15 protein-coding genes are annotated in these 24420 nt (G+C 63.6%); 5 read left to right on the top strand and 10 right to left on the bottom strand.

Annotated elements, in window-relative coordinates:
- Nucleotides 1-114: 114 nt before the first annotated feature.
- Entirely contained in the window at nt 115-3177 is a 3063-nt protein-coding gene (locus tag AC0L2J_RS14980; RefSeq protein ID WP_473391269.1) for a CARDB domain-containing protein, read from the bottom strand.
- 201 nt (nt 3178-3378) lie between these two features.
- On the opposite strand from AC0L2J_RS14980, the gene AC0L2J_RS14985 reads away from it, so the two are divergent.
- Both AC0L2J_RS14985 and AC0L2J_RS14990 read left to right on the top strand, forming a co-directional pair.
- Nucleotides 3379-3705 carry a hypothetical protein gene (locus tag AC0L2J_RS14985; protein ID WP_473391274.1) on the top strand — a complete coding sequence of 109 codons (327 nt, stop codon included), beginning with the start codon at nt 3379-3381 and terminating at the stop codon, nt 3703-3705.
- A 133-nt stretch (nt 3706-3838) separates the two neighbouring features.
- Nucleotides 3839-5032: a CaiB/BaiF CoA transferase family protein gene (locus tag AC0L2J_RS14990; RefSeq protein WP_473391277.1), complete on the top strand. Its 1194-nt coding sequence runs from the start codon at nt 3839-3841 to the stop codon at nt 5030-5032.
- A gap of 127 nt (nt 5033-5159) precedes the next feature.
- Here the strand turns inward: AC0L2J_RS14990 and AC0L2J_RS14995 are convergent, their stop codons facing one another.
- From AC0L2J_RS14995 to AC0L2J_RS15025, 7 genes are all read right to left on the bottom strand, one after another.
- The gene (locus AC0L2J_RS14995) at nt 5160-6110 is read right to left on the bottom strand and encodes a right-handed parallel beta-helix repeat-containing protein (RefSeq protein WP_473391282.1); all 951 of its coding nucleotides are present in this window, start codon (nt 6108-6110) and stop codon (nt 5160-5162) included.
- A gap of 237 nt (nt 6111-6347) precedes the next feature.
- On the bottom strand, nt 6348-7859 hold the full coding sequence (locus AC0L2J_RS15000; protein ID WP_473391285.1) for a tripartite tricarboxylate transporter permease: 1512 nt from the start codon (nt 7857-7859) through the stop codon (nt 6348-6350).
- 12 nt (nt 7860-7871) lie between these two features.
- The gene (locus tag AC0L2J_RS15005) at nt 7872-8414 is read right to left on the bottom strand and encodes a tripartite tricarboxylate transporter TctB family protein (protein ID WP_106946170.1); all 543 of its coding nucleotides are present in this window, start codon (nt 8412-8414) and stop codon (nt 7872-7874) included.
- A 177-nt stretch (nt 8415-8591) separates the two neighbouring features.
- Complete coding sequence (locus tag AC0L2J_RS15010) at nt 8592-9566, bottom strand: Bug family tripartite tricarboxylate transporter substrate binding protein (protein ID WP_473391290.1); 975 nt, start codon at nt 9564-9566, stop codon at nt 8592-8594.
- 219 nt (nt 9567-9785) lie between these two features.
- The gene (locus tag AC0L2J_RS15015) at nt 9786-13676 is read right to left on the bottom strand and encodes a beta strand repeat-containing protein (protein WP_473391293.1); all 3891 of its coding nucleotides are present in this window, start codon (nt 13674-13676) and stop codon (nt 9786-9788) included.
- A gap of 608 nt (nt 13677-14284) precedes the next feature.
- A complete protein-coding gene (locus AC0L2J_RS15020) occupies nt 14285-15082 on the bottom strand; it encodes an enoyl-CoA hydratase/isomerase family protein (RefSeq protein WP_473391297.1) in 798 nt (265 codons plus the stop codon).
- 61 nt (nt 15083-15143) lie between these two features.
- Entirely contained in the window at nt 15144-16343 is a 1200-nt protein-coding gene (locus tag AC0L2J_RS15025) for a pyridoxal-phosphate-dependent aminotransferase family protein (protein WP_473391301.1), read from the bottom strand.
- 212 nt (nt 16344-16555) lie between these two features.
- On the opposite strand from AC0L2J_RS15025, the gene AC0L2J_RS15030 reads away from it, so the two are divergent.
- Both AC0L2J_RS15030 and AC0L2J_RS15035 read left to right on the top strand, forming a co-directional pair.
- Nucleotides 16556-19567: an FAD-binding and (Fe-S)-binding domain-containing protein gene (locus AC0L2J_RS15030; protein ID WP_473391305.1), complete on the top strand. Its 3012-nt coding sequence runs from the start codon at nt 16556-16558 to the stop codon at nt 19565-19567.
- Entirely contained in the window at nt 19560-19988 is a 429-nt protein-coding gene (locus AC0L2J_RS15035) for a GlcG/HbpS family heme-binding protein (RefSeq protein WP_473391308.1), read from the top strand. Before AC0L2J_RS15030 ends, AC0L2J_RS15035 begins: the two co-directional genes overlap by 8 nt.
- Before the next feature lie 209 nt (nt 19989-20197).
- Here AC0L2J_RS15035 and AC0L2J_RS15040 read toward each other — a convergent pair whose 3' ends face one another.
- Together AC0L2J_RS15040 and AC0L2J_RS15045 are read right to left on the bottom strand one after the other, a co-directional pair.
- Nucleotides 20198-20980 (bottom strand): enoyl-CoA hydratase/isomerase family protein, encoded by a 783-nt coding sequence (locus AC0L2J_RS15040; RefSeq protein ID WP_473391311.1) that lies wholly within the window; start codon nt 20978-20980, stop codon nt 20198-20200.
- Between the two features lie 137 nt (nt 20981-21117).
- Nucleotides 21118-23208: a molybdopterin-dependent oxidoreductase gene (locus AC0L2J_RS15045; protein WP_473391314.1), complete on the bottom strand. Its 2091-nt coding sequence runs from the start codon at nt 23206-23208 to the stop codon at nt 21118-21120.
- A 249-nt stretch (nt 23209-23457) separates the two neighbouring features.
- On the opposite strand from AC0L2J_RS15045, the gene AC0L2J_RS15050 reads away from it, so the two are divergent.
- On the top strand, nt 23458-24414 hold the full coding sequence (locus AC0L2J_RS15050; RefSeq protein WP_473391475.1) for a tripartite tricarboxylate transporter substrate binding protein: 957 nt from the start codon (nt 23458-23460) through the stop codon (nt 24412-24414).
- Nucleotides 24415-24420 lie beyond the last annotated feature (6 nt).

The raw sequence follows: 24420 nt of genomic DNA on the forward strand, positions 1-24420 counted from the left end.
ACCGCTGGGCTAAGCCCCCGATTGAAGGCCTTCCTCTCGCCCGCTTGCTACCGGGCCGCCAGACTAGTGCAGGGGAACCGGAGAATCCAGAGCTGCAGTGCGAACGCGTATCGATCAGATCAGGTGATAATCGCTGATATGGGGCTGCGCGGCGTCGGATAGATTGTTGAATGCGAAATGAGCATCCGTCGTATCCGCCAATTGCTGAATGCTGGTCGCCAGCGCCGAGACGAATTGCGTGAGTTGGCCATGATCAGCCCAATGCGCTCCGCTGAGCGCTGGCCCACTGCTCGTCTGGGATAGCGCGAAATTATCCTGGACATTCGTCGTTGTCTGCGCCGGCGGTGACGAAGCCGCTGTCGCTTGCGTTGCGGCCGGGCTGCTCGCGGCAGCCACCGTGACCTGCACCACATTGTAGGTGTTGTTGGTCTCGTTGCTTTCGGTCAGGTGATTGTTGTAGTCGCCAATGCCGCCGATGTAGTACGTGCCTGGCGCCAGACTGCCGGGCAGCGTCACCGTGACCGTCTGATGGTCATAGTAACCAGGCTGGCTCACCGTTGCCAGCGTGGTCGATGTCGAAATCGTCGTGAGCAGCGTGTCCGACGTCGTGATCGTCGCATCAGTCGAGATATAAATACCGGCAGTGTTCGGAGACGCCGCCACCGCGTTGCCGAGGTTCATGTTGTAAGCGTCGACCGTCAAACTGTCGCCGGCCAAAACGGTCGTCTTGTTCACAGCCACATATTCAGACAGATCAGGCTGCGCCGGCGCAGTCACCGTGACCTGCACGACGTTGTAGGTGTTGTTGGTCTCGTTGCTCTCGGTCAGGTGATTGTTGTAGTCGCCAATACCGCCGACGTAGTAGGTGCCAGGCGCCAGATTGCCGGGCAGCGTTACCGTGACCGTCTGATGATCGTAGTAACCCGGCTGGCCCACCGTTGCCAGCGTGGTCGACGTCGAAATCGTCGTGAGCAGCGTGTCTGACGTCGTGATCGTCGCGTCGGTCGAGATATAGATACCGGCAGTCGTCGGGGTCGCGTCCACCCCATTGCCGAGGTTCATGTTGTAAGCGTCGACGGTCACGCTGTCGCCAGCCGCGACAGTCGTCTTGTTCACAGCCACATATTCGGACAGATCAGGCTGCGCCGGGGCAGTTACCGTGACCTGAACGACGTTGTAGGTGTTGTTGGTCTCGTTGCTCTCGCTGAGCAGATTCGCGTAGTCGGAAAGTCCCCCAATGTAATAGGTACCGGGCGCAAGATTACCCGGCAGCGTCACAGCGACCGTCTGGTGATCGTAATAGCCGGGCAGACTGACGGTCGCCAGCGTCGACGACGTCGCGATGGTCGTGAGCAGCGTATCCGACGTTGTGATCGTCGCGTCGGCGGAAATATAGATTCCAGCCGTCGTAGGCCCGGCCGCGGCGTTGCCGAGGTTCATGTTGTAGGCATCGACTGTCAGGCCGCTGCCGGCGGCAACCGTCGTCTTGTCCACGGCCACATATTCGGACAGGTCGGGATGACCTGCCGCCGTCACCGTGATCTGCGCCACATTATAGGTGTTATTGCTGTCGTCGCGCTCGCCAAGCTGGTTGTTGTAGTCGGCGATACCACCGATGTAGTAGGTGCCAGGCGCTAAATTGCCGGGAAGCGCGACCAGGATCGTCTGATGGTCGTAGTAGCCGGGCTGGTTCACCGTCGCGAGGGTCATTGAGGTCGACACGGTCGCGAGCAGGGTATCCGACGTGGTGATCGTCGCGTCGGTGGAGAGATAGATCCGCGCGGTGGTCGGCCCCGCCACGTCATCACCCAGATTCATGTTGTAGGCGTCGACCGTCAGGCTACCTCCGGCCGGAACGGAACTCTGGCTGACGGCGATATACTCGGACAGATCGGGCCGAGGAGGCCCCATCAGGACGGAGCTTGCCGTCACACCATCAGCGAACTGGAAAGACTCGACACCGCTCACGGTGTCAGTTCCGTCGGGAGAACCGGATCGCTGATCAACCACAGTAAAGCTCTGCGTGATCGTGCTGTAGGTTATCGCGTAGTTCGCCCTGTTGCCCGAATACACCGCCGTGTCGGTGCCTGAACCGCCGTTGATGGCGTCGTTGCCGCCGCCGCCGGTCAGCGTATCGTTGCCGGAACCGCCGGTCAGTGCGTTGGCGATGGCATTGCCGATGATCGTGTCGTTGCCGGAGCCGCCGATGGCGTTGTCGATGTAGGAGCGCGCGTCGTTGTTGTAGAGATAGGCATTGTAGACGTTGCCCGACGCGTAATGACCGTTGCCGAGATTGGCCTGTTGAACCGACGAGAACAGAGACGACGCACCTGGATTGAGGTTGATGCTCAAGTTCGTCGTGTAGTTCGACAGGTCGTAGGTATCGACGCCGCCGCCATCCCAGATCGTCTCGTAGATGCGATTGGCCGAGCCACCGACACCGCCATTGTCGGCCGGCTGACCAACGCCGTTGATGAACTCCTGTCCGGTGGTGGAGCTCCATGTATAGACGGTGGACCCGCCCTGGGTGGTGTAGTTCGCGCCATACATTGTCTGCAGCGCGAGGATATCGTTGGCCATATAGGTCTGCGGATACCCATAGGCTTCGTTGGTATAACCGCTCGTCGTGGAAGCACCGACATAGCTGCGATAGCTCATGACGGTGTATTCGCTGTCGTCATGCGCGCTCGGCACCGCGACATTGGCGGGGCCGCCAGCTTCCTGACTGTGCTTCAGGCCAAGGGCGTGTCCGAACTCGTGCAACGCGGTCGTGAAATAGTAATTGCCGAGCGCAGCCAGCGAATAGTTGTAGGCGGTTCCGAACCACACGTCCCCGCCAGGCGCGTAGTTGCCGGGGTAATAGGCGTAGGATGTCGGATTCGCCGCCGGCGACTGCGCCACCATGATGTCGGCGCCGTTCGTCCCGGCGTACTGGATGTTGGCGTTGGTGTAGCCGAGAATCAGCCCAATCGCGTAATTGATCGCCGCCTGCATCTGGCTCGGCGCCGAGGCAAAGCCCGAGGTCGTCGGCTCACCGTCGCCGCCGCTATAGGGATTGGGGTAGTCGCTTGCAGCGTCCGGAAAGCTGTAGGTGATCGTGCCGGTCCATTTATAGCCTGACAGCAGGCCATCGATCTCGGCGTTGTTGGTGGCACTTACGTTGACGGCGGTGGCCAAGGGAGTCTCCGAAGCAGCAAACCCAGTTCGATTCGGGGGGCGGACATGTGATTCTAGCTTGAGAGTTAAAACGTTTGGTTTAATTTTGGCGAGCCGGTCCGGACTCCTTCCATAAGGCCGTGTTAGCCATGAAATCCCGTAGTCATACGGTCCAGGACAAGAGCGTCGGTTCCGACCAGCTGCCGTGTTGCGAGTGAAATCATGAAACTACGTTCCCTCTCGGCCGGCCTGTTCGGCGCCCTGATGGCGCTCGCCGGGCCGGGCCATCTACCCCTCGGAGGACTGCCTGTCATGGTCGGCAAAGCCAATGCGGATGAGAGCGGCAAGGAAAGCGCCAGGCAAGGCGGCACAGCGGGGCGCGCGCCTTCCGTTCCAATGGCCCGCGACCCCTCGGCTGCGGTCGCGGAGGAGTACGAATCCGCCCGTCGCAAGGGAACGCGGGAAGCGTTCGAGCTGTTTATTGCGCGCCACGGCGATGACCCGCTGGCCGAGCGGGCGCGCGCCGAGCTGAAACAGCTGGCGCGCTGATCCTTCGCGGCGCCCCTCAGGCGTTGCATTTCGACCGGCGGCATCCGCGCGGCCCAGACCTGCCGCGTGATGTCTTGCTGCATGGTCTTTCGGCACTATGGTAGGCCCGCAATCTGTCCCGGAGCCCATCAAGATGCCCTTTCCACACGCCTCGGAAGCCCTGTCACGCTTCACCGTGCTCGATCTGACCCGCGTCCGGTCCGGGCCCACCTGCGTGCGGCAGCTCGCAGACTGGGGCGCGAACGTGATCAAGATCGACGCGCTGACCGAGGATGCCGGCGGCGAGCAGCCGGGCGGCCCGCGGCGGGGCTCCGACTTCCAGAATTTGCATCGCAACAAGCGGGCGATGACGCTGAACCTGAAAGACGAGCGCGGGCTCGCCGTGTTCAAGCGCCTCGCCGCCAAGGCCGACGTCGTGGTGGAGAATTTCCGCCCGGACGTGAAGAAGAAGCTCGGTATCGATTATGAGGGCCTCGCCAGGATCAATCCGCGCCTCGTCTACGGCAGCATCTCCGGCTTCGGCCAGGACGGGCCCTACCACAAGCGGCCGGGCTTCGATCAGATCGCGCAAGGCATGGGCGGGTTGATGTCGATCACCGGCGCGCCGGGCGAAGGGCCGATGCGGGTCGGCATTCCGGTCGCCGACCTCACCGCCGGCCTGTTCTGTGCCATGGGCATCCTCACCGCACTGCTGGAGCGCGAGGTCTCTGGCAAGGGCCAATGGGTGCAGACCTCGCTGCTGCAGGCCCAGATCTTCATGCTCGACTTCCAGGCGGCGCGCTGGCTGATGGAGAAGGAAGTGGCAAAGCAGGCCGGCAACAACCACCCGACCAGCATTCCGACCGGCGTGTTCAGGACCTCCGACGGCTACATCAACATCGCCACTACGGGCGGCCGGATCTGGGAGCGCTGCGCGCAGGCGATCGGCGCGCCGGAACTCTACAGCCATCCCGACTATCTGACCGCGCCGGCCCGCTCCAAGAACCGCGACGCGCTCAATGCAGAGATCGAGAAGCGTACCTTGACGAAGTCCACCGAGACCTGGGTCTGCGAACTCAACGAGGCCGGCGTGCCCTGCGGGCCGATCTACGCCATCGACCAGATGTTCGAAGACGAGCAGGTCAAGCATCTCGGCATTGCGCAGGAGGTGCCGAATGACGAGGGTCGCGACATCCGTCTGGTCGGCCAGCCCGTGACGCTGTCGCGCACGCCGAGCAGGATGGTGGCGCGGCCGCCGGAATTCGGCGAGCAGACCGACGAAGTGCTGAAGGAGTTCGGCTTCGGCGCGGACGAGATTGCCAAGCTCAGGGACGCCAAAGTGGTGTGAGTGTTCATTAGAGGTCGGCCAGTGGAGAAGCCCGGCTTCTTGTGTCCTGCAAATAAAAAGCCCCGGCGAGCCGGGGCTTTTCCATCTTGCGTGAGCGTCGACCTACGCGTCGGCGCGATCCGGATTGTTACTGCAACCCGGTCGGATTGGTCGTGCTGCCGATTGGCGTGATCGTCCCGCCGGCGCCGTTGCTGTCGAAGCGATTGTTCGAATGCGAGTTGACCGTACCCGTCACACCGGTGGTGTTGAATGAAAGGTCGTTGTTGGACAGGTTGACCGATCCGCCCGCTTGCTTGACGCCGACCAAGTTGAAAGAAATCGTGGTCGCGTCCACGTTGATGCCGCCGCCCGAGATCGAAATACCGGCAACCGAATTACTCGACACGAGCGAATTGCTGAGATGAACGGCGGCTCCAGCGCCAACGGCGACGCCGCTGGCCGAATTGATCACCCTGACGTTGCTGAGCGTTGCCTTGATCAGGCCCGCAGCCGCGCTTGCGATCGTAAAGCCGCTGCCTCCCATATCTCGAATCGTGGTGTTCACGACGTTCAGCGTGCCATTGGTGCGCTGGTCGGCGATCCCCGTGCCGGGGGAGCCGAAATTGCCGTTGATCAGGCAATCCTCGACGTTGACGAAGCTTCCGGCCCCCGCACCAATGATGCGAATACCGTTCAGGCCGGTGTCAAATCCCTGGAAATTGAGGTTGCGGATGTTCACCGTCTTGCGGACATCGGTTCCTGCAAAAGAATCGAACGCGATGATGATGCCGTTCGTCGAGGCATTGAGGATGGAAGCAAAGACCTCGTGGCAATCGATCGTGATCGACTTCGTGATGGTCACGGCGCCGAAGCCGCCAGGATCGATACAATTGATCTCACCGTTCACCGCAGTCTTCGAAATAGAGCCGGCGAAGGTCTTGCAAGGCGCCGTACGACTGCAAGGATTGGCGTCATCACCGACACCAGACACCCAGGTGCGGCTCGCTTGAGCACTGGCGGGGCTTGCCAGGACGGAGAGTGCAATCATCGCCCCCACGATCGCAAAAGACACACCAAGCAATCTCGGTAATCTCTTCATTTCCGCGCTCCAATTTAAAAAATTTGATGAGAATAAGTCTCGCGGCCGCACTGAGCCGCGGACGCGCCACTCTATATCACACAATTACAACTTTACGTGTTATCTAGCTCACACCCATCGTTCCCGTCATAGGACAGGGTTGTTGCCAGATGCTACGCTGAGGGTGTGCTCCTCGGGCTATATCCGAGGAGCAAAGGAAATTGCTGTTTTAAATCAGGGTTGGGGTCGTATTCTCGCTCACGCTGATTTCGACCGTTGCGTCAATCCGACACGGGCAAGCAAGGCGTCGATCACAGGCCAAAACAGCAGCACGATCGCCAGGGTCGTGATCGAGCCGACGAGGCCATTCGACCAGAACACCTTGAGGTCGCCGCCGGCGCCGATCATCGACAGACGGAAGGCATCCTCGGCGCGGTTGCCGAGTACGAGCGCCAGCGTGAACGGTGCGAGCGGAATGCCGATCTTCTTGAAGACGTAGCCGACGACGCCGAAGCCGAGCATCAGCCAGATGTCGAACATCGCGTTCTGGATCGCATAGGCGCCGATCGCGCAGGACACCACGATCATCGGCGCCACTGCGGCGAACGGCACGCGCAGGATCGAGGCGAAGATCGGCACCGTCGTCAGCACCAGCACGAGGCCGACGACATTGCCAAGATACATCGAGGCGATCAGGCCCCAGACGAAATCCTTGTGCTCGACGAACAGCAGCGGTCCGGGATTGAGCCCCCACACCATCAACCCGCCGAGCAGGATCGCGGCGGTGCCGGAGCCGGGAATGCCGAGCGCCAGCATCGGCAGCAGCGCCGCAGTGCCGGAGGCATGCGCCGCCGTCTCGGGCGCGAACACGCCCTCGATGCGGCCCTTGCCGAAGCTCTCGGGATCCTTGGAGAAACGCTTTGCCAAATTGTAGCCCATGAAGGAGGCCGCGATCGCGCCGCCCGGGGTAATGCCGAGCCAGCAGCCGATGAAGGAGGAGCGCAGCAGCGTCACCCAGTATTTCGGCAGGTCTTTCCACACACTCAGCACGACGCGCAGCGAAATGCTCGCCGCGTGTCCGCGCAGCGCCAGGCGCTCCTCCATCGTCAGCAGGATCTCGCTGATGCCGAACAGGCCGATGACGGCGACGAGGAAGTTGATGCCGCGCAAAAGCTCGGACGAACCGAAGGTCATGCGCAGATTGCCTGACACCGTGTCCATGCCGATGCCGGCGAGCAACAGCCCCAGCGACATCGAGATGACGGTCTTGTGCTTGGCCTCGCGCCCCAGCCCGACGAAGGAGCAAAAGGTCAGCAGATACACCGCGAAGAACTCGGGCGGGCCGAACTTCAACGCAAAGGACGAGATCATCGGGGCGAGGAAGGTGATCAGGAGCACCGCGACCAGCGAGCCGATGAAAGAGGACGTGAACGCCGCCGTCAGCGCCTCCGCCGCCCTGCCCTGCTGCGCCATCGGATAGCCATCGAAGGTGGTCGCGACCGACCAGGCTTCGCCGGGGATGTTGAACAGGATCGAGGTGATCGCGCCGCCGAACAGCGCGCCCCAATAGATGCAGGACAGCATCACGATCGCCGAGGTCGGATCCATCGTGAAGGTGAGCGGCAACAGGATCGCGACACCGTTGGGTCCGCCGAGTCCGGGCAAGACGCCGACGAAGATGCCGAGCACCAGCCCGACCATCATCAGCATGAGCGTCTTCCACGTCAGCAAGACGGCGAAGCCGTGAAGCAACAGGCCGAGAGCTTCCATCGCGGGCCTGCCTTAGTGGCCGAAGGCCGCTTCGAGCGGCCCTTTCGGCATGATGACGTCGAAGGCGATGTCGAAGGTAACGAACATGATCGCCGTGAATACGATAGCGGTGAGCAGCGATTTCCACGGCGCGATCTTGCCGACGAGGCGCATGAAGCTGGCGATCAGCAGGAAGCTCGCGACATAGAGGCCGAGAAACTGCGTCGCCAGGCAGAACAGCAGCGTCGGCACGAACACCGCCATCACGCGGCGGGCTTGCGCGCGCGTGACGAAGGTCTCGGGTGCCGCGCGGTGCGCGACCAGCGCCACGATCAGGCCGTAGAGGCTGGCACCACCGAGGATGACGGAGAGGTAGAACGGGAAATAGCCGGGCTCAGGCCCCGTCGAATCCCAGGAGGCGCCGGTGCGCCAATTGTCGTAACCGAGCGTGGCGGCCAGCGCGAGCAACAGGAGACAGACGAATATCTCGATCGTGCCGGAGGAGACGACGGAAGGCGAGTCGTCTTCGGGCGCGGTCGGATCGTCAACGACGATTTCAAGATCGGTTTGGGGCATGAGCTGACAACAACCGCTGCGGCTGATTCCCTCTCCCCGCTTGCGGGGAAAGGGTTAGGGTGAGGGGGAGTCACGGCGGGGGACGGTGAGAGTTGGACTCGCGGAGAGTCCCCCTCACCCGGATTGCATCTTCGATGCAATCCGACCTCTCCCCGCAAGCGGGGCGAGGTGAAGCAATCACTTCGCGACGAATCCGGCTTCCGTCATCAGCGACTTGTTGACTGCATCGTCCTCCTCGAGGAATTGCACCATGTCCTTTCCGGTGAGGAAGATTGGCTTCAGCGCCTGCTTTTCCATGTAGTCCTTGTATTCCGCGGTCTGCGTCACCTTGTGGAACAGCTCGACATAGAACGCCTGCTGCTCCGCCGTGGCCTTGCCGGGCAGGAACGTCGCGCGCAGCATCAGATACTGGACGTCGACGCCCTCCTCCTTGCAGGTGGGGATGTCGGCCCAGGACTGCGTGTCCGTCACCTTGCTGGTGTAGGAGATTCGCTCCTTGTCGAACACGCAGAGCGGACGCACCTGGCCCGCACGCCAGACTTCGAGATTTTCGGATGGATTGTTGACGTTGGATTCGGTGTGGTTGCCGACCAGCTGGGTCGCGGCCTCGCCGCCGGACTTGTAGGGCAGATAGGAGAACTTCGCGCCGGTCTTCTGCTCGAGGAACACGGTCAGCACGTGATCCTCGCGCTTGGAGCCGGTGCCGCCCATCTTGAACGGCGCGGCTGCCGCCTTCGCGGCGGCGACGAACTCCTTCACCGTCTTGGGACCCGCGCTGTTGTCCCACAGCACGAATTGGTCGAGCGCGATCACCGAAACCGGGGTCAGCTCACGCCAGTTGAACGGGATCTTCGCCGACAGCGGCAGCATGTAGATCAGCGAATAGGCGATCAGCACCTTGTTGGGGTCGCCCTCGCTGGATTTCATGTACATCAGTGCTTCGGCGCCGGAAGCCCCGCCCTTGAGCGAGACCACGATCGGCTGCTTCATCAGATTGTTCTTCTGGATGGCGGCCTGCATCATCCGCGCCATCTGGTCGGAAGCGCCGCCCGCGCCCGCCGCGACCACGATCTCGACCGGTTTGGCCGGCTCCCAGCCGGCAAAGGCCGGCGTGCCGCAAAGCGCGGCCGCAAGCGTCATCGCGGCCCTCATTCCATGTCCCACGCGCGTCTTCCCCAAGTTGTTGCCTATGTTCTTGTTCGGATTGGAAATTCAGAGGTGAATTCAGCGCCCATTGTGCTGGCGAATCCAGCCGAGTTCAAGCCATCCGCTGTCATCCTCCTTATGACTTTGGGCTGAGATGGGCAGAATGCAAAAAAGCAGGCCCCTTTCGGGGCCCGCGCGTCGCCTTTCCAGTTCGTTGGCGGCGGTTTACACCACCAATATGTCGTGCTGGTTGAGCATGACGCCGCTCTGGAGGCTGACTACGGCAATGGCCGCGCCATCGGTGCCGTCGGCGCTGTAATAGAGCGTCTGGTTTCCCGTATCGAAATGGAATTGGGAGAAGCCCGAGAACACATTGTCGCTAGAAGTCTCGAACGTCACGTCAACGCCTGCCGCCAACCCGCCACCGAAACCGCTCGCGGAGACGGCGATATGGTCGTGCTCGGTGGTGTTGTTGAAGTCGCCGACCACGCTCGGTCCGGACGGCTGGAGGAAGGCGAAGGTGTCGTTGCCCCCGCCACCGCTCATGACATTGCCGCTGGCGGTGGCGATCAGCACGTCGTTGCCGCCGCCGCCGCTCATCGTCTCGGTCCCGTTGGTGGCGATCAGGATGTCGTCGCCGCCGGTGCCGGTCAGCGTGGTCGCGTTGGCCGCGCTGTTGATGACGGTTGCGGTTGCGGTGTTGGACGAGGTCGTCGTCCCGTCGGAGGCCGTATAGCTGAACGAGCCGCCGAGCGTCGCATCGTCGGTAAAGAAGGCAAAGCCGAACGCAGTCCCGGCGCTGCCGCCGGAGCTTGCCGTGACGCCGCCGAGTCCGAGGTGGTCCGTGGTGTCGGGATCGGTGTCGTTCAGCGCCAGAGCCCAGCCGGGGATGACGACCGAGCCATTGGCGCCGACATCGGTGACCACGGTCTCGCCGACCGCGGTCGGCGCGTCGTTGGCGCCGTTGATGGCGACCGAGATGTTCTGCACGGTGGAGGAGCCGCCGTTGCTGTCGAGGATGGTGACGGCATAAGTCTGCACCAGCGTCTGGCCCTGCGCCAGGAACTGGATGTCGGCGTTGTCGACGGTGTAGTGCCAGGCGATGGATCCGCTTCCCGGCACCTCCGAGACCGGATCGAGCGAGAACGTGCCGACATAGCCGCCGCCCTGGGGCGTGAAGCTCGCCGTATGCGTATCCGCAGCCTCGGCGTCGGAGAACGAGATCGAGCCGTCGGTGCTCTCCACCGCAGGTCCAGGTGTCGGCGAAACCGAGACGGCATCGAGCAACTGGCCGGCGCCGTCGGTCGAGAAGTCGAACTGCAGGGGTGTGGAGCCACCTCCTCCGTCGCCAACGACGTCGAACGTGAATTTGGTGAACCCGAATTCCACCTGCGTCGATGGAAGTATCTGCACGCCATCCCAGAAGACCGAGAACGAGGAGGATGTCGCTTCGGCATCGCCGGCAATTTCGAAGCTCAGCGTATAGTGCTGTCCGGCGACGGTGGCGACGTTCTGCGTCAGGAAGCCGTCACTGAGCAGCGCGGAGTAATCGCCATACTGGCCGCCCAACAACAGATGGTTGGCAAAGGCTCCCACCGCCGTCCAGCCACTCAGATTGCCGGCCTCGAAACCGCCGTTGACGATGACCGCCGGGCCCGCGTCCTCGGTCAGGGTTCCCACCGAATTGGCCGCGGTAATCATCGGCGCGTCGTCGGCACCGAAAGCGTTGAACGTCAGCGTCGTATCGTGGCTCTCTCCGAGGCTGTTGGTGACCGTGATCGTGAACTGTTCGGTCGCGCTATCTCCGAGCTGGAGCTGATCGAGCGCCGATGAGGCCGTGTAGTGATAGGTGCCGTCGGATGCGACCAACAGCGAGCCGTACGCGGCGGCGATCGACGTGCCGACATTGGCCGCTTGCCCGTTCACGGCGGTGATGCTGAGCGACAGGCTGCCGTCGCCGGGACTGTCGGCCACGTCGTGGATGGCGTTGCCCACGGCAACGAAGCTGCCGGCGTCGGTGGTCGACGAGTCGTTGATGGTCGCGGTGACCGGATTGACGATCATGGCGTCGGCCGCACCGGTCGCGGTGATCGTGACATGCTGGGTCGAGGTCGTCGCACCGTCGGTCACCGTGATGTCGTAGGTCACCGTCAGCGTGTCGTTCATTCCCAAGAAGTCCAGATCCTGGTCGAGAAGACTGAAGCTCCAGTCGATGCCACCCGTGCCAAAGCCCGTGGAATCGTGCAGCACCGTTGTGAGCGCCGACTGCAGAGCATTCAGCGTCTCACCGGGGACGAAAGACGGATCGGCCGACCATACCGCAGAGGTGAGCGACACGTCGACCGAGTGGACATCGGCCAGATCGACATCGGCAAAATTCAGCGTCTGCACCGCCGTTGTGTCGGACGTTGACGAATTGGCCTGGCCGGGCTGCTCGGACAGCGAAGCCGATTGCGGTCCGCTGGTCATCGCCACCGAATCGTTGGCGCCGGTGATGACGACGGAGACGGTCTGCGTCGAGCTGGTCGAACCGTCGGCCACCTTGATGTCGTAGTTCACCGTCAGCGTCTCGTTGAACGCGAGATAGTCGAGATCCTTGTCGGCAATCGCGAAATTCCAGTCGATGCTGCCCGTGCCGGTGCCGGTGGAATCGTGCAGCGTGGTCGTCAGCGCGGCGGCGAGATCGGCCTGCGTCACGGCCGGCGGCGTCGGCCCAGAGGTCGAGCCGAGCGTGACCGTCACGGCATGCGTGTCGCTGGTGTCCTGGTCGGTGAAGGTGAGCGTGCCCGCCGGCGTCGTCGGCGTGGTGTCGGGCACCGCCGAGCCGGTGGTGGCATCCTGCTCGACCGCGGTCGAGGATTCCGGACCGCTCGTGATCACGACGGGATGATTGGTGCCGAGGACCGTGATGGTGACGTCCTGGATCGTGGTGGCACCGGAGGGGTCGGTGACCGCGACGTGATAGACAAGCGTCAGCTTCTCGCCGCCGTTGAGGAAACTGGTCGAGGAATTGGCCAGCGCGAAATTCCAGTCGACCTCGCCGATCAGATGACCTGTCGAATCATGAAGCCCGGTGCCGAATGCGGCCAGCAATTGCGCATTCGTCAGGGGTACCGAACCGCCGCCCGAACGGGTCGCCGTGACTGATGTCGAGACGGAATGCGTGTCGGCGAGATCGATGTCGGTGAAGAACAGGCTGTCATGCGCGGTAAGATTGCCGCTCGGATCGACATTTTGATCCTCGACGAGCGCGGCCGATTCCGGGCACGACAGGAAGATCGGCTTGTCGTTGCTGCCAACCACGGTCACCTTGACCGTCTGGGTCGAAATGCCGCCGGCGTGGTCGTCGAGCTGCACCGTGTAGGTGATGTCGAGGTGCTGGCCCGCCGCGAGATAGTCGAAGGCGAAATCGGGCGCCGAGAAGGTGGTGTTGATGGTGCCTGTCGCGGATCCGGAGGTCTTGACGACGTTGTCGACGTGGTAGAACGCCATCAGCTCGGCGTCGCCGAGCGAACCGGGCAACAGGCCTGCGGTGGCGCCGGAGGCGGATACGCCGATCACGGTCGCGGTATGCCCGGTGTTGGTGAGATCGTCGTCGGTGAAGTTGAGCGCGACGTGGACCGTGTCGGGCGAAAGCGACAGCGTCTGGTTGGCCTGCTCGGTGACGGTCGCGACCGTCGCCATGTTGATGACAGGCTTGTCGTCGGTGCCGGTGACCGTGATCTTGACGGTCTGGATCGCGAAGCCGCCGTGATTGTCGGAGACCTTGACGTCGTAGGTCAGGACCAGAGTCTGGTTCTTGGACAAGAAATCGAAATCCTGGTCCTGGTCGCTGAAACTCCATTTGAGCTGGCCGTTGCCGTTTGAGTCGCTCAGGATCTGCGATTGCATCGCGGTCTGGAAATGCGCAAGCGACGCCGCCGGGATGATCGTTCCGCTGGACAGCACCGCGGAGTGCAGCGTTGCGGCCGTCGTATGGGTGTCGGTCTTGTCGCTGTCCTTGAAGCTCATCGTCCCGGACAGCGTGTGCAGCGTGGTTGAATCGTTGAGATTGGCGAATTCGGTGAAGCTGCCCGTCGCGGATGACGAGGTGAAAATCGGCGTGTGATTGGTCATGGAAAAATCCCTGCCTGCGTTGTCATGAAGGCGCCGCCGCAGAGGGTGCGACGACGTGACTAATCGGTCTGAGAAATCAGACGAGACTCAAACGGTCTTGACTTGAAGAGTCTGGCTTAAGGGTCTTGGATTATGGATCTTGGAATAAGGGTATTGGCTTGAGAGCGTTGGCTTATTCGCAAGGCCGCGCATGGCTTCGGGATGGTCAGCAGCAATGGAAATTCTGGCGCGGCTCGCGTCGTCGAAACCTAGTTGATTACTTTCAGTTCAATTTCAGTTCGATGACATCAGTTGGCGGCACGGTCGGTCAGAACGTTCACGCAACTCACGCCACTCAATTCGAGATACTCAAATCGCTTCCTGGCCGGCCTGCCACCCCGAAAAATGCGAGACGGCATCATGCAACCTGTACGATCTTAAGCCCGGGCTTGTCGTGCCGTCAACGTGAACGCACAGGCACTCACGCGCCAGAGCGGTTCCGGAGGACGGAACCGCTTGAAAGATTTGTGACAATGGTGAACGCGTCGAACGGCTGACGATTGACGTCAGCAATCGCTTCCGACCTTCGCGCCGCGTCTGGAGCGGCGCAACCAAGCAAGGGATCTGCGCTACCTGCCCTTCCAGTTCGGCGTGCGCTTGTTGAGGAAGGCGTCCATTCCCTCGCGGAAATCCTCGCTCATATAGGCCTTGAGGATCAGATCCTCGCCCTCTTCGCGCGACAGCGTGCGGCGAATGCGGCGCACTGCCTCCTTGGTCGCTTCGAGCGTCAGCGGGGCGTGGCTCGCCACGAGCCTGGCGGTCTCGTCGGCGCGCCGCTGCAGCGTCTCGACATCAGGGACGACCTCGGTGAGGAGGCCGAGGGCCAGTGCTTCCGGCGCCTCGACGAGGCGCGCCTTGAAGATCATATCCTTGGTGCGGGCGGGGCCGACCAGCGAGACGACGCGGCTGATGTTCGACATCGACAGGCAGTTGCCGAGCGTGCGCGCGATCGGAAACCCGATGCGCGTCGTTTCAGTCCCGATGCGCAGGTCGCAGCACGCCGCAATTCCGGCGCCGCCGCCGGTGCAGGCTCCGGCGATCGCCGCGATCACGGGCACGCGGCACTGCTCGAGTGTGCCGAGCACGCGATCGATGCGGGCTTCATAGTCGAGCGCATCCTGCGCGGTTTTGAACGCACGGAATTGAGAAATGTCGGTGCCGGAGGCAAACGCCTTGTCGCCGGCGCCGGTCAGGATCAGCGCCTTGATCGAGCGGTCGGCGTTGATCTCGTGGCAGATCTCCGCCATGCGCTCATACATGGCGAAGGTCAGTGCGTTGCGCGCCTGCGGGCGGTTGAAGGTGATCCGCGCGATGCCGTCCGTGACGGAGTAGAGCAGGTCTTCGTTGGCAGTCGTCGGTGCGTTCATCGCGCGCTCTCTTTTCTCTAGGTTGGTTCAGGCAACCTGAGCCTTCAGGCCACCTAGGCCTTTAAGCCACCTGGGCCTTGGTCATCTGCACCGCGTCGCGTCCCTTCAGGACGTCCATGGCCGCCAACACCCCGCCGCTCCGGTGCGGGATCTTTGCAAGATCGAGGCCCATCTCGACGCCGGCGAGCGTGCCCATCAGCATCAGATCGTTGAAATGGCCGATATGGCCGATGCGGAACACCTTGCCCTTGACCTTGTTCAGGCCGGTGCCGAGCGACATGTCGAAGTTTTCCAGCACCACCTTGCGGAAGGCGTCGGCATCGTGGCCATCAGGCACGCGCACGCCGGTCAGCGCCGGCGAATGCGCGGCAGGGTCGGCGCACTGCGTCTCCAGGCCCCAGACCTTGATCGCGGCACGCGTCGCCGCGCTGTGGCGCTTGTGGCGGGTCCAGACGTTGTCGAGCCCCTCCTCTTCCAGCATCTTGATCGCCTCGCGCAGGCCGTAGAGCAAATTGGTGGCCGGCGTATAGGGGAAGGTGCCGAGCTTGTTGAAGCCGATGACCTCCTGCCAATCCCAATAGGAGCGCATGCCGGGGTTGGCCTTGGCCACCGCGAGCGCCTTCTCCGAGACGGCGTTGAAACCGAGGCCCGGCGGCAGCATCAGGCCCTTCTGTGAGCCCGCGACCGAGACGTCGATGCCCCAGGCATCGTGCTCATACTCCATCGAGCCGAGGCCGGAGATGGTGTCGACCATCAGCAGCGCGGGATGCTTGACCCGGTCGAGCAGCTTGCGCACATCCAGCGGCGGCGTCACGCAGCCGGTCGACGTCTCGTTGTGGACGACGCAGACCGCCTTGATCGCGTGCTGCTTGTCGGCGGCGAGGCGCTTCTCGATCTCGGCGAGATCGGCACCATGGCGCCAGTCGCTCGGGATGAAGTCGACGTCGAGCTTGAACTTGTCGGCGATGCCGCGCCACAGCACGGCGAACTGGCCGGTCTCGCACATCAGGACCTTGTCGCCGGGCGCGAGCACGTTGACCATCGCAGCTTCCCAGGCGCCGGTGCCGGACGAGGGGAAGATGATCACGGGCTGCTTGGTGCGGAACAACCGCTGCATGCCGGCGAGGACGGCGAAACCGAGCTCGGCGAACTCCGGACCGCGGTGATCCAGCGTCGGCATGTCCATCGCCCGCAGCACCCGGTCGGGCACGTTGGTCGGTCCTGGAATCTGGAGAAAATGCCTTCCAGTGTGCACGGTCATCGGCGTCCTTCCCGGTCTTTGAGTCTGTCTTGAGCCCAGCTCGACTTCGAGCCTGTTGGCTGAAGGGGGCTGCGCGAGCCGCTCGAATATCACTATTCGCCGGGCTTGTCCCTCGCCGGGCGGGGTCCGTCAATGCACAAGAAGCAGGGCTCGCCTTGCCAAGGGCCGTGACCGTAGGCAAGACGGGGGCGGCGAACAGGCAAGAGCGGACCATGGCGGCGGAAGTGCCCGGGAAATCACAGGAATCGGCCAAAAAGGATGGCCTCGCGGCACGTCTGGCCCGGGAAGTGACCGGCGACGTCCTGTTCGACGCTTTCAGCCGGGGCCGCTACGCCACGGACGCTTCCTTCTACCAGATCATGCCCTACGGCGTGGTGGTGCCGCGCACCATGGACGAGGCTCTCAACGTGCTGTCGATCGCCCGCGACGAGGGACTGAAGCTGACCCCGCGCGGCGGCGGCACCTCGCAATGCGGCCAGACCGTCAATGACGGCCTCGTGGTCGATCTCTCGAAGCACCTGAACCGGATCCTGTCGCTCGACGTCGAGGGGCGCACCTGCGTGGTCGAGCCCGGCATCGTGCTCGACGACCTCAACCGCCAACTGAAAAAGCACGGCCTCTGGTTTCCGGTCGACGTCTCTACGGCCTCGCGCGCTACCATCGGCGGCATGGCCGGCAACAATTCCTGCGGGGGGCGTAGCCTGCGCTACGGCACCATGCGCGACAATACGCTGTCGATGGAGGCCGCGCTTGCCGACGGCACGCTGAGCCATTACGGCGAGGTGTCGCGCGATCTCTCCGATCTCGATGCGAAGGACAGCGCCCGCGCCCTGTTCCGCGACATGCTCGATCTCGGCGCCCGCGAGGCCGGGGAGATCGCGGCGCGCTTTCCAAAAGTGCAGCGCCGTGTCGGCGGCTACAATCTCGATGCGCTGGTGCCGCGCAATGCGCGCAACAACATGGCGCACCTTCTCGTCGGCTCCGAGGGCACCCTCGCCTTCACCACCAAGGTCGAGCTGAAGCTGTGGCCCCTCATCCGCAACAAGGTGCTCGGCATCTGCCATTTCGGCAGTTTTTACGAGGCCATGGACGCGGCCCAGCATCTGGTCAAGCTGAAGCCGATCGCAGTCGAGCTGGTTGACCGCACCATGCTCGCGCTCGGCCGTGATATCGCGATGTTCCGGCCCATCATCTCCACCGCGATCAAGGGTGATCCCGATGCGGTGCTGGTGGTCGAGTTCGCGGAAGAGGATCAGGCGGACAATCTTCTTCGCCTGAAGCAGCTCGGCGAGCTGATGGGCGATCTCGGCTTCGGCTGGAACAACGACAAGCGCAAATGGGGCGGCGTGGTGGAAATCACCGAGCCCGCGCTGCAGAGCGGGATCGCCGATTTCCGCGCCGCCGGCCTCAACGTCATGATGTCGATGAAGCAGGAGGGCAAGCCGGTCTCCTTCGTCGAGGACTGTGCCGTGCCGCTGCCGCATCTCGCCGACTACACCGCGCGGCTGAGCGAGGTGTTCGCCAAGCACGGCACCAGCGGCACGATGTATGCTCACGCCTCCGAAGGCTGCCTGCATGTGCGGCCCGTGCTGAATTTGAAGTTGGAGAAGGACGTCAAGGCGATGCGGGCCATCGCCGAGGAAGCCTTCGAGTTGGTGCGCGAATACAAGGGCTCGCATTCCGGCGAGCACGGCGACGGCCTGGTGCGCTCCGAATTCCACGCAACGATGTTCGGCGAGCGCCTCGTCGCCGACTTCCGCGAGGTGAAGCAGCGCTTCGATCCCGGTGGCGTGCTCAATCCCGGCAAGATCGTCGATGCGCCGAAGATGGACGACCGCTCGCTGTTTCGCTTCAAGCCCGAGTATCGCGTCGCTGAGCTCAAGACAAAACTCGACTGGTCAGCTTATCCCGGGGCCGGCGGCGGTTTTCAGGGCGCTGTCGAGATGTGCAACAACAACGGCGCCTGCCGCAAGCTCGAGGGCGGCGTGATGTGTCCGTCCTACCGCGCGACGCACAACGAGAAGGACGTGACGCGAGGGCGAGCCAACACATTGCGGCTCGCGATCTCCGGCCAGCTTGGCGCGGGCGCACTCTCCTCCGACGAGATGATGGAGACGCTGAAGCTCTGCGTGTCCTGCAAGGCCTGCCGCCACGAATGCCCAACCGGCGTCGACATGGCCAAGATGAAGATCGAGGTGCTCGCCGCGCGAACGGCCTCGCATGGCCTGACCTTGCGCGACCGCCTGGTCGGCTACCTCCCACGCTATGCCGGCCTCGCGTCGCGCTTCGCGCCGCTGGCGAATTTGCGCAATAGCAGCCCGCTGCTGCGAAAGCTGTTCGAGCGTTTTGCCGGCATCAGCGCGCGGCGGGCGCTGCCCGCCTTCCGCAGCGACGTGTTCGTGCCGCCTGCCGAAGCGGTCGGGCCGGAAACCGGCCGCGAGGTCGTGCTGTTCGCCGATACCTTCAACCGCATCTATGAGCGCGAGAATCTCGACGCCGCGTTACGCGTGCTTGCGGCGGGCGGGTATCGCGTGCATCTGCCGAAACCCGCAAGCGGCAGCCGCCCGCTGTGCTGCGGCCGCACCTTCCTGTCCGCCGGTCTCGTCGACGAAGCCAGATCCGAGCTCGATCGTCTGGTCGCCGCATTCGCGCCCTTTGTCGCGCGCGGCGTCCCGATCGTCGGGCTCGAGCCAAGCTGCCTTTTGACCCTGCGCGACGAGCTCGCCTCGCTGCGCCAGGACGACGACGCCAAGGCCGTCGGCGCCCACGCGCTGACCTTCGAGGAATTCCTGGTGCGGGAGGCCGAGGCCGGCCGGCTGCAACTGCCGCTCGGCACCGTCGCAGACAAAGCCCTGGTGCATGGCCATTGCCATCAAAAGTCCTTCGGCGCCTTCAAGCCGGTCGAGCAGGTGCTGCGCCTCATCCCCGGCCTGAAGGTCGAGACCATCGAGTCAAGCTGCTGCGGCATGGCCGGCGCCTTCGGCTATGGCGCGGACACCTACGATGCCTCGATCGAGATGGCGGAGCTGTCGCTGCTACCCACCGTGCGGCGCGCGGACCAAAATACGCTCGTCGTGGCCGACGGCACCTCCTGCCGGCACCAGATCCACGACGGCGCCCAGCGCGAGGCGCTTCACGTTGCTCGCGTGCTGGCGATGAGCCTCGATCGTGCGAAGACCCAATCCACAACTACTCCCCTTGCAAAGGAAACCAGTCATGGCTGACCTCACCCTCGACACCGCCCGCAAGATCCTCGACGCCGCCTTCGCGAAATCCAGCGAACTGAAGCTGAAGCCGCTCGTCGTCACTATCCTGGACGCCCGCGGCGTGCTCAAGATCGCCGCGGCGCAGGACGGCACCAGCCTGATGCGCGCCGAGATCGCGCACGGCAAGGCCTATGGCGCGCTCGCTTTGGGCATGGGTTCACGCGCCCTGTTCCAGCGCGCGCAGGAGCAGGCCTATTTCATCGATGCCGTGAACACCATGGCCAAGGGCGCGCTGGTGCCGGTCCCCGGCGGCGTGCTGATCATGGACGGAGCGACGCTGCTCGGCGCCGTCGGCGTCTCCGGCGACACCTCGGACAATGACGAGGCGTGTGCGGTGGCGGGGATCCAGGCGGCGGGGTTGAAGGCCAACGCGGGGTGAGATCGCCGCTCGAAGCGCGTCTGCTATTTGAAAATTCAATTTGAGCTAGTCGAGAGCACTCTCGTGCCCCGGACGCAGCGCAGCGCTCCTTCAGCGGTGCGCTGCTGAGCCGGGGCGCATCGTGCCGCGTGTCCCGTACCACCATGGGTCCCGGCTCTGCGCAGCAACGCAAGAGCGTTGCAGCGCGTCCGGGACACGAGATCGTCGCCTCACCGGCCCGTCCACACCGGCTTGCGCTTCTCGCTGAACGCCTTCAGGCCCTCCTTGGCGTCCTCGGTCATGGCGAGCAATGCGATCTGGCTTTCGGTGTAGGCGATGCTCTCGTCGAACGACATCGAGGCGATCGCGCGCATCGCGTATTTGCCGCGGCGGATCGCGGTCGGGGATTTGTCGACGATGCGGCCGATCAGCCAGTCGACCTTGGCGTCCAGCTCGGCCGTGGGCACGACGTAGTTCAGCAGGCCCGCTCCTTGCGCCGCTTTCGCGTCGAACGGCTCGCCGGTCAGCGCCCATTCGTTGACGAGGCGAGGTGGCGCGATGGACTGCAACAGGCTCAACACCTGCATCGGGAACACGCCGACCTTCACTTCCGGCAGGCCGAAGATGACGTGATCGGCGGCGACAGCCATGTCGGTCATGCAGAGCAGGCCCATGCCGCCTGCCATGCAGACCCCGCCGACGCGTGCGATCGCAGGCTTGGTCGCGTTCTGCGACAAGCGCAACAAATCGGCATAGTCGACATTCGGCTTGGAATGATCCATCGCGAAAGCCGCGCCGGAGTTCTGCAGGTCCGCACCGGCGCAGAACGCCTTGTCGCCTGCGCCCGTCAGCACGATGACGCGGACGTCCTTGTCGTCATGCGCGTCGCGATAGCCGCGCGTGATGCCGGCGATCACCTCGCCATTCAGCGCGTTGCGTTTCTCGGGCCGGTTGATGGTGATCCAGAGCGCCTGCCCGCGTTTCTCGGTGATCACGGCTGTGGTGTCGGTCATGGCACGCTCGCTTCCTTGGCTCCCGTTTAGCGGCCATTTGCGGCAGCTCGGGCGGAAGGTGCAAGGGCAAACTGCGGCGCGGCGCCGCTTTAGCGGCTCGACACAAACTTGTAAGGCGACCGAAGCGCGTGTGCGGCTCAGGCCGCGACCGCTTTCCTGATCCAGACCTTGTTGTCGTGGAACGCGGCGCCGCCGATCGGCGCGATCGTGTCCGCCCCCGTCAGCATGTTGATGCCGCGATTACCGATATGGTTCTTGTTGGGTTGAACGGACTCCGCGATCAGCACGCCGCGCCGCACGCCCTCGAACAGCGTGGCGATCAGCGTGGTCTCGCCGCGGGTGTTGCCGAGCGTCACGGCGTCGCCCTGGGCGATGTCGAGCGCGGCCGCATCCAGGGGATGGATCATCACGCTCGCCTTGCCCTCGCGCGCCTGGGAGGACGGCGTCTCGTTGAAGGTGGTGTTGAGAAAGCTGCGCGACGGGCTCGTGGCAAGCCGGAACGGATGGGCCTGGTCGGAATGCTCGATCACCGCCCAATGGTCCGGCAGCGACGGCATCTTGTCGAAGTCACCCATCGTCTGGCCGAACGGCGGATGGGCCCAATCGGCTTTGAAATGGAATTTCCTGTCGGCATGGGCGAAGCCGTCGAGATAATGCGACGTGCGGAAGTCCGGCTGCAGGTCGCGCCAGAGGTCGGCTTCGAGGCCGGCAATGTCGCCGTGGTCGCTCAGCTTCAGCGTCGCGTCGATCAACTCGCGCGGCGTCAGTTCGAACCCCGGATGCCTGGCGCCAAGCCGCGGCGCCAGCGCCTGCAGCACCTCGTGATTGGAGCGGCATTCCCCGGGCGGGTCGATCAGCTTCGGCCCGACCGAGATGTGCTGGTGGCCGCCGCCGTAATAGAGATCGTCATGCTCCATGAACATCGTCGCCGGCAGCACGATGTCGGCCATCTGCGCCGTCTCGGTCATGAACTGCTCGTGCACCGCGACGAACAAATCCTCGCGCGCAAAACCCTGCCGCACCAGCGCCTGCTCCGGCGCAACGGTCATCGGGTTGGTGTTCTGGATCAGCAGCGCCTTGACCGGACCCTTGCCGTGCAGGGCCTTGGCATCGCCGGTGAGGATGCGGCCAATCTGCGACTGGTCGAGCGCGCGGATAGTTGGGTCGATGGCGTCGTGGCCTTCGATGATGGATTCGTTGAAGTGCCACAGCGCGTAATTGTTGAAGAAGGCACCGCCGCCTTCATATTGCCAGGCGCCGGTCACCGCGGGAATGCAGTTGGCGGCATGCATCTGCGCCGCGCCGTTGCGCGAGCGGGTGAAGCCGTAGCCGAGCCGGAAGAAGGTCCGCTTGGTCTCGCCGACCAGTTTGGCAAAAGCCTCGATCTCCGCCACCGGCACGCCTGAAATCGCGGATGCCCATTCGGGGTTGCGCGTCTTCAGATGCGCCTCGAGCTCGTCCGGGCAATCGGTGTACTTGTCCATATAGGCGCGATCGGCATAGCCGTCGCGGAACAGGACATGCATCACGCCGCAGGCGAACGCGCCGTCGGTGCCGGGCCGCAGGATGATCTTGATATCCGCCTGCTTCATGGTCTCGTTGTCGTAGATGTCGACGGCCGCGATCTTGGCGCCACGCTCCTTCCGCGCACGGGCGGCGTGCGTCATCACGTTGACCTGCGTGTTGACGGGGTTGGTGCCCCAGATCACCACGAGATCGGACAGCGCCATCTCGCGCGGATCGACGCCGGCGATCTTGCCGGTGCCGATCGCGAACCCGATGCGGCCGACATTGGCGCAGATGGTCTGATAGAACCGCGAATATTTCTTCACATGCGTGAGCCGGTTGAGGCCGTCGCGCATCACCAGCCCCATCGTGCCGGCGTAATAATAGGGCCAGACTGACTCCGCGCCGAATTCGCGCTCGGCCTGGTTGAAGCGATCCGCAATCTCGTCCAGCGCCTCGTCCCAGGTGATCCGGGCGAATTGGCCGGAGCCCTTCGGCCCGGTTCGGCGCAGCGGATACACCAGCCTTTCGGGATGATGGATGCGCTCGGCATAGCGGGCGACCTTGGCGCAGACCACGCCGGCCGTATAGGTCTGCTTTTTCGAACCGCGGACACGACCGATGCTGCGTCCCTCGACCACCTCGATATCGAGGGCACAGGCAGACGGGCAATCATGCGGACAGGTCGAATGGCGGATTTCGATCTTGGCGTGCTGGTTCATGTCCAATTTGGTAACACCAAAATACCTGTCAGCCGAGGGTATTTATCCGGCAACGCCCATGCGATTTGCTCAAATCGCGCGCCGCCGGTTCCTGCCGCGACCGCGAAAAGCCGCGCCGCCACACCGAAAACCGCAGGATATTCCAGGCACGATCGGCCTTGTGAGGCGTCGACAGTCCGCCTCCCCTGCCGCTACAGTGCCGCCAACAAGAACGACATCAGGGAGGTGGGTGTGACGGCCCGACAATTCATGCTGGCGCTGGCTGCCGGCCTGCTCAGCGCATGCTCTGCAGCCCCGTCCCTGGCGCAAGACTATCCCAATCATGCGGTCCGGATCGTCGTGCCCTTCGGTGCGGGCGGACCGGCCGATGTCGCGGCCCGGCAGATCGGCAATGCACTCCAGGAGAGTTTTGGCCAGCCCTTCGTGATCGAGAACCGCACCGGCGCGGGCGGCGTCATCGGCACGGTCGAAGCGGCGAAGTCGCCCGCCGACGGCTACACGCTGCTGATGATGTCCAACACCCAGACAGCGAACGAATCCCTGCTGACGCCGGACAAGCGCAAATACGAGCTGATGCGTGACCTCGCGCCGATCGCGCCGGTCAACTCCTCAGATCTCGTCATCGTGGTGAACCCGCAAGTCGCCGCGAAGACGCTGCAGGAGTTCGTCGCGCTCGCCAAGTCGCAGCCGGGCAAGTTGAACTACGCCTCCTCCGGCCAGGGCACGCCCTATCACATGGCCGGCGAGCTGTTCAAAGCCATGGCCGGCATCGATCTCGTCCACGTCCCCTACCGCAACAGTGGCGAGGCGCGCAGTGGCGTGATCGGCGGGCAGGTGCAGATGATGATCGACGCGGTGCCGGCGATGGCGCCGAACATCGGCGAGAACCAGGTCCGCGCGCTCGCGACCACCGGCAAACAACGCTCAGCGGTGCTGGCGAACGTGCCGACTGCGATCGAGGCGGGCATAGCAGGCTATGAAGCCACGATCTGGCTCGGCCTGATGGCGCCGGCCGGCACGCCGAAACCTGTGATCGACAAGCTCAATGCCGCCGTGAACGCAATGGTGAAGCGGCCCGACATCGTCAAGCTCTGGACTGCGCAGGGCGCGGTGCCCATGTCGATGACGCCGGAGGAATTCGACAAATTCCTCCGCGGCGACATCGAGAAATGGGCCGACGTGGTCAAGAAGTTCGACAAGTCCTGAGGCCGC

The organism is Bradyrhizobium sp. MV1.5 (assembly GCF_055807615.1).

Excerpts from the sequence above, each read along its gene's own strand:
- AC0L2J_RS14985 (WP_473391274.1), top strand. The coding sequence starts at position 3,379 with ATGAAACTACGTTCCCTCTCGGCCGGCCTGTTCGGCGCCCTGATGGCG.
- AC0L2J_RS14990 (WP_473391277.1), top strand. The coding sequence starts at position 3,839 with ATGCCCTTTCCACACGCCTCGGAAGCCCTGTCACGCTTCACCGTGCTC.
- AC0L2J_RS14995 (WP_473391282.1), bottom strand. The coding sequence starts at position 6,110 with ATGAAGAGATTACCGAGATTGCTTGGTGTGTCTTTTGCGATCGTGGGG.
- AC0L2J_RS15000 (WP_473391285.1), bottom strand. The coding sequence starts at position 7,859 with ATGGAAGCTCTCGGCCTGTTGCTTCACGGCTTCGCCGTCTTGCTGACG.
- AC0L2J_RS15005 (WP_106946170.1), bottom strand. The coding sequence starts at position 8,414 with ATGCCCCAAACCGATCTTGAAATCGTCGTTGACGATCCGACCGCGCCC.
- AC0L2J_RS15010 (WP_473391290.1), bottom strand. The coding sequence starts at position 9,566 with ATGAGGGCCGCGATGACGCTTGCGGCCGCGCTTTGCGGCACGCCGGCC.
- AC0L2J_RS15015 (WP_473391293.1), bottom strand. The coding sequence starts at position 13,676 with ATGACCAATCACACGCCGATTTTCACCTCGTCATCCGCGACGGGCAGC.
- AC0L2J_RS15020 (WP_473391297.1), bottom strand. The coding sequence starts at position 15,082 with ATGAACGCACCGACGACTGCCAACGAAGACCTGCTCTACTCCGTCACG.
- AC0L2J_RS15025 (WP_473391301.1), bottom strand. The coding sequence starts at position 16,343 with ATGACCGTGCACACTGGAAGGCATTTTCTCCAGATTCCAGGACCGACC.
- AC0L2J_RS15030 (WP_473391305.1), top strand. The coding sequence starts at position 16,556 with ATGGCGGCGGAAGTGCCCGGGAAATCACAGGAATCGGCCAAAAAGGAT.
- AC0L2J_RS15035 (WP_473391308.1), top strand. The coding sequence starts at position 19,560 with ATGGCTGACCTCACCCTCGACACCGCCCGCAAGATCCTCGACGCCGCC.
- AC0L2J_RS15040 (WP_473391311.1), bottom strand. The coding sequence starts at position 20,980 with ATGACCGACACCACAGCCGTGATCACCGAGAAACGCGGGCAGGCGCTC.
- AC0L2J_RS15045 (WP_473391314.1), bottom strand. The coding sequence starts at position 23,208 with ATGAACCAGCACGCCAAGATCGAAATCCGCCATTCGACCTGTCCGCAT.
- AC0L2J_RS15050 (WP_473391475.1), top strand. The coding sequence starts at position 23,458 with ATGCTGGCGCTGGCTGCCGGCCTGCTCAGCGCATGCTCTGCAGCCCCG.